Consider the following 5735-nt stretch of genomic DNA (forward strand, 5'->3'; position numbering starts at 1 on the left):
CCAGCCTGCTCCAGCAAGATATCATAGGTCAGAATCTCATAGGTCCGCTCCTCATGCACCTCATCGTAGCGCGTGAAGCGACCATCCTCATCTTGGACAAAGAAGGTCAACTCATGTACGATGGAATGAGGCGGTTCGTCCGCATAAGAATCCCAGACCATAGCAAAGGTTTCAGCATTTTCGTGATAGGAATAGCCAGGAAAAACCTCGTCAATCTGGTAAATCGAGTGCACATCAAAGATAAAGCAACCACCCTCATTTAGATGCTGGTAAACTTGAGTAAACACCTGACCGACATCCACTTCGTCCTCCATATAGCAAATCGAGTCTGAATAGCAAGTCACCAAGTCAAACTGACCGACACCACTCAAATCCAGCATATTCCCTTGTATAAAGGGAATGTCCAAACCAGCCTCTCTGCTACGCTTTTCTGCCAACTCCAGCATTTCCTGACTAAGGTCCAACCCCGTCACATCAAAACCAGCCTGCTTAAAATAAATAGACTGAATGCCCGTACCACAGGCCAACTCCAGCAGCTTTTTCTTATCCTTGGGAAAATGACGCAGACTGAAATCCGTCCACTTCTCATACAAAGAATCATCCATAATCGCATCGTAAACCGACGCGAAGGTTTCATAAGTTGCCATACTTTTCCTTTCAAAAACAGCCCAGCCAGCAGGCTGACTGAGCCGAATTCTGCCCAAGGGCAAAAAATCACTTGTTTTTTTCTTCCAATAAGGCCACAACATCCACACCAGTTGCTTCGTGCCAGAGTTTTTCCAGATTGTAATGCGCCCGCATTTCCTCAGAAAAGACATGGACGACCACGCTGCCTAAGTCTAAGAGAACCCAGCCACCAGCTGCGTCTCCCTCAACATGACCAGCAAAAACACCCGCCGCCGCAGCTTTCTCACGGATATTTTCAGCGACTGCATCCAGCTGACGACTGTTCATCGAGCTGACGATGACAAAGTAATCTGTCACAGTAGTCAGACCTTGCAAGTCCAAAGCCACAATATCTTCTGCACGCTTCTCATCGGCCGCCTTCACGACCAGTTCCAATAATTCTTGTTCTTTCATAGTTCCTCTTTAATTAAAAATGTTTTTGTAATCTCGAACATCCGCAAAACGTCCGTCCCAAATTTTTTGATAAAAAGTATTGATTTTTTCTGCCGAAGCATCTTCCCCATCAAAAGTTGTAAAAGCACCCTCTGGAATGACAAGTTTATAATCAAATTCAAATCCAACTTTAACTGATGCATCTACACAATATTCCGTCTGCATTCCACATAAAACTAGACGACCAATATCTTCTTTATCCAAGTAATCCTTCAAACCTGTCTCTTTAAATATACTATTATACTTCTTCTGAAAGACCTTTTCGTCTGACTTCCGATTTAAGAGAGGAGACAACTGCCAGTCTTCCAATACACAGTCTTCTGGATTTTCAATATGCTGAATATAGATAATTTCGACACCTTTACTCCTAGCCTGATGCTGCAGAAAGGAAATTTTATCCATCATTTTATCAGATCTAAAACCTGTTTCTACTAAGATATTTTGTACATCTATAATGATTAGAGCTGTTTTCATTCTTCTATTTCCTTCAAATATCCTACAAAGGCATTGTAGGTCTCCAAGGTCTGCGGGTAGATAGGGATTCCTTTATGGGCTAGATGCTCCACCGTCCTTGCTGTTTCATAGGCCACAGCTTGATTGAGTGACCGCTGAGCCAGCTCTCTGGCCTTGTCCACTCCCGGAAAATCTCGGTTGTGCTCGATATAGTCAGCAACATAGACCACCTTGTCCAGCTCAGACATGGTGCTACTCCCCACTGTATGAATCTCGATGGCTCGGAGAATCTCTGCATCTTCGATGCCTAAATCTTCCTGAATCTTGTAAATGCCCACCATGCCATGCCAGACATTATTGCCCCAGTTTTTCAAGTCAGGATCCAGCTGATATTTATCAATCAAGGCCAGAAAATCCTCGTCCGAGACCTTTTTAGCATAGTCATGTAGGAGGCCTGCAAGACCCGCTTTTTCGACGTCAAGACCGAAGCGCTCCGCTAATTCACGGGCAGCCTTTTCCACACCTAGACAATGCCGCAGGCGTTTCTCCGACATGACTGTTTCCATCTTAGCCAGCAAGGCCTCACGGCCCATACTGATATAGCTTTCATAGGTCATAGATAAAGCCCCTCTTTCTCGATATAGTCTAGCACCGGCTGAGGCAACAGGAAATTAGGAGTCCGTCCCTGAGCCAGAAAATCCCGTACCATACTGGAGGAAATATCCATAAGCGGCACATCCACCCAAATGACAGGGTAAGAAGTTCCCGCCTTGTAGCGTGGCCGCTGAACACCAACAAACTGAACCAGCTCAACCAGCTCATCAATCCGGTACCACTTGGGCAGGTAGTCCACCATATCCGCACCGATGATAAAGTAATAGTCCGTATCTGGATGCTGCTCTGTCAGGAGCTTCATGGTGTCATAGGTATAGGAAATTCCCTTGCGCTCCAGCTCAGTGGTTTCAATTCCTAAGCCTTCAATACCCTCAATAGCCAGCTCCAGCATTTTCAGCCGATGCTGTTCATCAATGGTTTCTTTCTTGTCCACATGAGGCGGCTCGTACTCTGGCATGAGCAGGACCTGATCCAAGCCTAACTGTTGGCGGACCTGATCCGCCACAACCAAATGAGCATGGTGGACAGGGTTGAAATTCCCACCTAAAATGCCAATCTGCTTGCGTTTTTTTTCTTTAACTTCTGGTTCTAATTCCACCTTGGTAAAGGGGGTCAGTAATTCAATAGCCATAGGCTGACATCTCCACAGAAATTTTTCCTTAAATTTGCTTGACTTTGACAGAGAGTTTGCGATTTTCCTTTTTGCTGGACTGCTTGTAGAGAATCAAGATCCGGCCAATCTTCTGCACTGTATCCACTCCGATTTCTTCTTCCAAAATCTCAGCAACTTCATGGATATTCTCATCTGTATTCTGCAAGAGCGTAACCTTGATTAGTTCTCGCGCATCCAGTGCCTGACGGACGCTAGTTTTGATTTGGTCATTGAGTCCATTTTTCCCTATCTGAATGATAGGTTTGAGACTATGTGCCTGACTGTTGAGAAAGGCTCTTTGTTTTGATGTTAATGTCATGTTCTTCTATAAGGCTTGAGGTCAGTTGGGACCTGCTTTCCCCCACTGCTCACGGCCTTTTCCTTCCTTATTTTAAGGGAATTTCTTCCCCTTGGTGTCTTGAGTATTATATAATAGCTTTCCGAGTGACAACCGACACACCCTCTGGTGCCCAGCCAGCTACTCTGGCAGGACCACTGACGCGAATCCAGCCTAGACCAGAGAAGACGATATCCGTCTTGTCCTTGATAGTAAATTCATGCTTGACCAAGGCTGGAAATTCTTCCTTTTCCTTGCCAACCGGTGGCACTAAGAGACTACCGACATGCTTGTCATAAAAGCCGCTGGCGCCTTCTAACTTGGTCCGATGGAGCTTGAGCTCATTGTCAAAATAAGCCGTAAAGCCCTGCTTGTCACCTGCCACAAAGTCAAAGCGGCCTAAACCACCCAAGAAGAGGGTTTGCTCTGGATTAAGCTGATAAGTTTTGGGCTTGATTTCCTTTTTAGGACTGATGTATTTAAGATTCTTAGCAGAAAGATAGTGAGCCATCTGGTGACGATGGATAATGCCCGGCGTATCATAGATATGACTGCCGTCCGCTAAAGGTATCTCGATTTTATCCAGAGTTGTTCCCGGGAAGCGCGAAGTCGTAATAATATCCTTGTCGCCCGTGATTTCCTGAATAATGGCGTTAATCAAAGTGGACTTGCCCACATTTGTCACGCCAACCACATAAACGTCACGTCCCTTGCGGCAATGCTCAATCTTGTCAATCAAGTCCTTGATTGCCTGCTTGTTCTGAGCAGAAGTCAAGACCACATCAACTGGACGCAGGCCTTCTTCGTGAGCCCGCTCCGTCAGCCATTGGGTCACCTTGCTATCCTTGACTGACTTAGGCAAAATGTCCTTTTTATTCCCGACCAAGAGAACATCATTTCCTGCGACAAAGCGAGGCAAGCCAGGGATGACCGATCCATTAAAGTCAAAAATATCGACAACATTGACGACCAAGGCGTCGCTATCTCCAACCTCATGCAGAAGCCGCAGAAAGTCATCATCCGTCAGCTGGACGTCGCTGATTTCATTATAATGGCGCAGGCGGAAACAGCGCTGACAATAGAGTTCACCTGTCTCCAAGCCTTTTTCTAGGGCTGACTGGGGCGTGTAGCCTAGTTTGCCCTTATCTTCTGTCTGAATAGTGGCTCCGCAGCCGATACAGAGAAGTTCTTCCATGCTTAAATTCCTTTTTTGTATTGAATTGGGCCGTATTTTTCAGTGATTTTCTTGAGCACACGGCGTTCACGCGCCCGATTGATCTGGGTTTTGATAGAGTCGTGCTCAACCAGCGGTTTGACCAAAATCGAACGAATCCCAGCCCTATGAGCTGCCCGAATATCCGTCATAAGCTGGTCGCCCACCATAACCACTTCCTTTTTTTCAAATTGAAAAAGCTTGAGCGCTCGGTCAATTCCCCAAGTGAAAGGTTTCATCGCCCAGTAGACATAGTCAATTTCAAACTTTTCAACAGCCCGCTTGACCCGTTTTTGGTTATTATTGGACACCACGATAATCCGAATGCCCGCGTCCCGCAAATCATGGAGCCACTTCTTCATCTCTGGGGTTCCATCAGGATTATTCCAAGCAATCAAGGTGTTATCCAAATCCACCAAAACCGCTTTGATGCCTTGCTTTTTCAAACTCTCTACTGTCAAATCGTAAACTGCCTCGACCGCAAAGTCCGGCATGTAATCTTCAATCGCCACATCTCTCTCCAAAAATTCGTATTCTCATTATTATAGCATAAAATGGGCTTTTTGGCACTTTCAGTCTCAAAGGTTACAAAAAGAGCAAAAGATGATATTATAGTGGTGATAGTATAAATGTCCTGGAGGTTTGTATGGTAGAAAAAAACAGACAGATGCAGGCTGTTTCCCCTCTTTTACAAAAGATTATCAACTGGTCGTCCGCCATTGGAGCTTTAGGAACGGTGGCCTTTTGTCTTTGGGCCTATTTCGCTGGCATCCTCCAGTCCAAGGAAACTCTCTCAGCCTTTATCCAGCAGGCTGGCATCTGGGGACCTCCTCTCTTTATCTTCCTGCAGATTCTACAGACGGTCGTGCCCATTATCCCTGGCGCCCTGACCTCTGTCGCTGGTGTTTTCATCTACGGCCATATCGTTGGCACTATTTATAACTATATCGGCATTGTCATTGGCTGCGCCCTGATATTTTATCTGGCGCGCACCTATGGTCCGGCCTTTGTCCAGTCTGTCGTCAGCAAGCGCACTTATGATAAATACATCGGCTGGCTGGATAAGGGTAATCGCTTTGAGCGCTTCTTTATCTTCATGATGATTTGGCCCATCAGTCCAGCAGATTTTCTCTGCATGCTGGCGGCCCTGACCAAGATGACTTTCAAAAAGTACATGCTGATTATCCTTCTCTGCAAGCCCATCACTCTCGTCATCTATACCTACGGACTGACTTATATCATTGATTTTTTCTGGAAAATGGTCTCCAAATAAAAAAGAAGTTGAATGAACTTGAACCGCACCCCAAAAGTTAGACAGAAAAAATCTAACTTTTGGGGTGTTTTTA

General features: G+C 45.6%; 9 protein-coding genes. 1 reads left to right on the forward strand and 8 read right to left on the reverse strand.

The features are described from left to right. The 8 genes from RWS24_RS10370 to RWS24_RS10405 form a co-directional block, all read right to left on the reverse strand. Nucleotides 1-647, reverse strand: a 647-nt coding sequence (locus RWS24_RS10370; RefSeq protein WP_314367283.1) for a class I SAM-dependent methyltransferase, incomplete at its 3' end; no start/stop codon positions are given. Between the two features lie 67 nt (nucleotides 648-714). Continuing rightward, on the reverse strand, nucleotides 715-1080 hold the full coding sequence (rsfS, locus tag RWS24_RS10375) for a ribosome silencing factor (RefSeq protein ID WP_314367286.1): 366 nt from the start codon (nucleotides 1078-1080) through the stop codon (nucleotides 715-717). Between the two features lie 9 nt (nucleotides 1081-1089). After that, a complete protein-coding gene (locus RWS24_RS10380) occupies nucleotides 1090-1593 on the reverse strand; it encodes a cysteine hydrolase family protein (RefSeq protein WP_314367288.1) in 504 nt (167 codons plus the stop codon). Beyond that, nucleotides 1590-2189: a bis(5'-nucleosyl)-tetraphosphatase (symmetrical) YqeK gene (gene yqeK, locus RWS24_RS10385; protein ID WP_314367290.1), complete on the reverse strand. Its 600-nt coding sequence runs from the start codon at nucleotides 2187-2189 to the stop codon at nucleotides 1590-1592. The genes RWS24_RS10380 and yqeK overlap by 4 nt, the downstream gene beginning before the upstream one ends. Then, entirely contained in the window at nucleotides 2186-2818 is a 633-nt protein-coding gene (locus RWS24_RS10390; protein WP_314367293.1) for a nicotinate-nucleotide adenylyltransferase, read from the reverse strand. Before RWS24_RS10390 ends, yqeK begins: the two co-directional genes overlap by 4 nt. Before the next feature lie 28 nt (nucleotides 2819-2846). Further along, complete coding sequence (gene yhbY, locus RWS24_RS10395; RefSeq protein WP_002896287.1) at nucleotides 2847-3158, reverse strand: ribosome assembly RNA-binding protein YhbY; 312 nt, start codon at nucleotides 3156-3158, stop codon at nucleotides 2847-2849. A gap of 106 nt (nucleotides 3159-3264) precedes the next feature. Continuing rightward, nucleotides 3265-4371, reverse strand: a complete 1107-nt coding sequence (gene yqeH / locus RWS24_RS10400) for a ribosome biogenesis GTPase YqeH (protein WP_314367296.1) — start codon at nucleotides 4369-4371, stop codon at nucleotides 3265-3267. 2 nt (nucleotides 4372-4373) lie between these two features. After that, nucleotides 4374-4901, reverse strand: a complete 528-nt coding sequence (locus RWS24_RS10405; RefSeq protein WP_314367298.1) for a YqeG family HAD IIIA-type phosphatase — start codon at nucleotides 4899-4901, stop codon at nucleotides 4374-4376. Between the two features lie 134 nt (nucleotides 4902-5035). On the opposite strand from RWS24_RS10405, the gene RWS24_RS10410 reads away from it, so the two are divergent. Further along, nucleotides 5036-5662, forward strand: a complete 627-nt coding sequence (locus RWS24_RS10410; RefSeq protein ID WP_314367300.1) for a TVP38/TMEM64 family protein — start codon at nucleotides 5036-5038, stop codon at nucleotides 5660-5662. Nucleotides 5663-5735: the final 73 nt, after the last annotated feature.

Origin of the sequence: uncultured Streptococcus sp., from assembly GCF_963528215.1 — a bacterium.
Lineage (GTDB): Bacteria > Bacillota > Bacilli > Lactobacillales > Streptococcaceae > Streptococcus.

Coding starts and splice junctions, on each gene's coding strand:
- RWS24_RS10390 (WP_314367293.1), bottom strand. CDS start 2,818: ATGGCTATTGAATTACTGACCCCCTTTACCAAGGTGGAATTAGAACCA.
- RWS24_RS10410 (WP_314367300.1), top strand. CDS start 5,036: ATGGTAGAAAAAAACAGACAGATGCAGGCTGTTTCCCCTCTTTTACAA.
- RWS24_RS10380 (WP_314367288.1), bottom strand. CDS start 1,593: ATGAAAACAGCTCTAATCATTATAGATGTACAAAATATCTTAGTAGAA.
- yqeK (WP_314367290.1), bottom strand. CDS start 2,189: ATGACCTATGAAAGCTATATCAGTATGGGCCGTGAGGCCTTGCTGGCT.
- yqeH (WP_314367296.1), bottom strand. CDS start 4,371: ATGGAAGAACTTCTCTGTATCGGCTGCGGAGCCACTATTCAGACAGAA.
- yhbY (WP_002896287.1), bottom strand. CDS start 3,158: ATGACATTAACATCAAAACAAAGAGCCTTTCTCAACAGTCAGGCACAT.
- rsfS (WP_314367286.1), bottom strand. CDS start 1,080: ATGAAAGAACAAGAATTATTGGAACTGGTCGTGAAGGCGGCCGATGAG.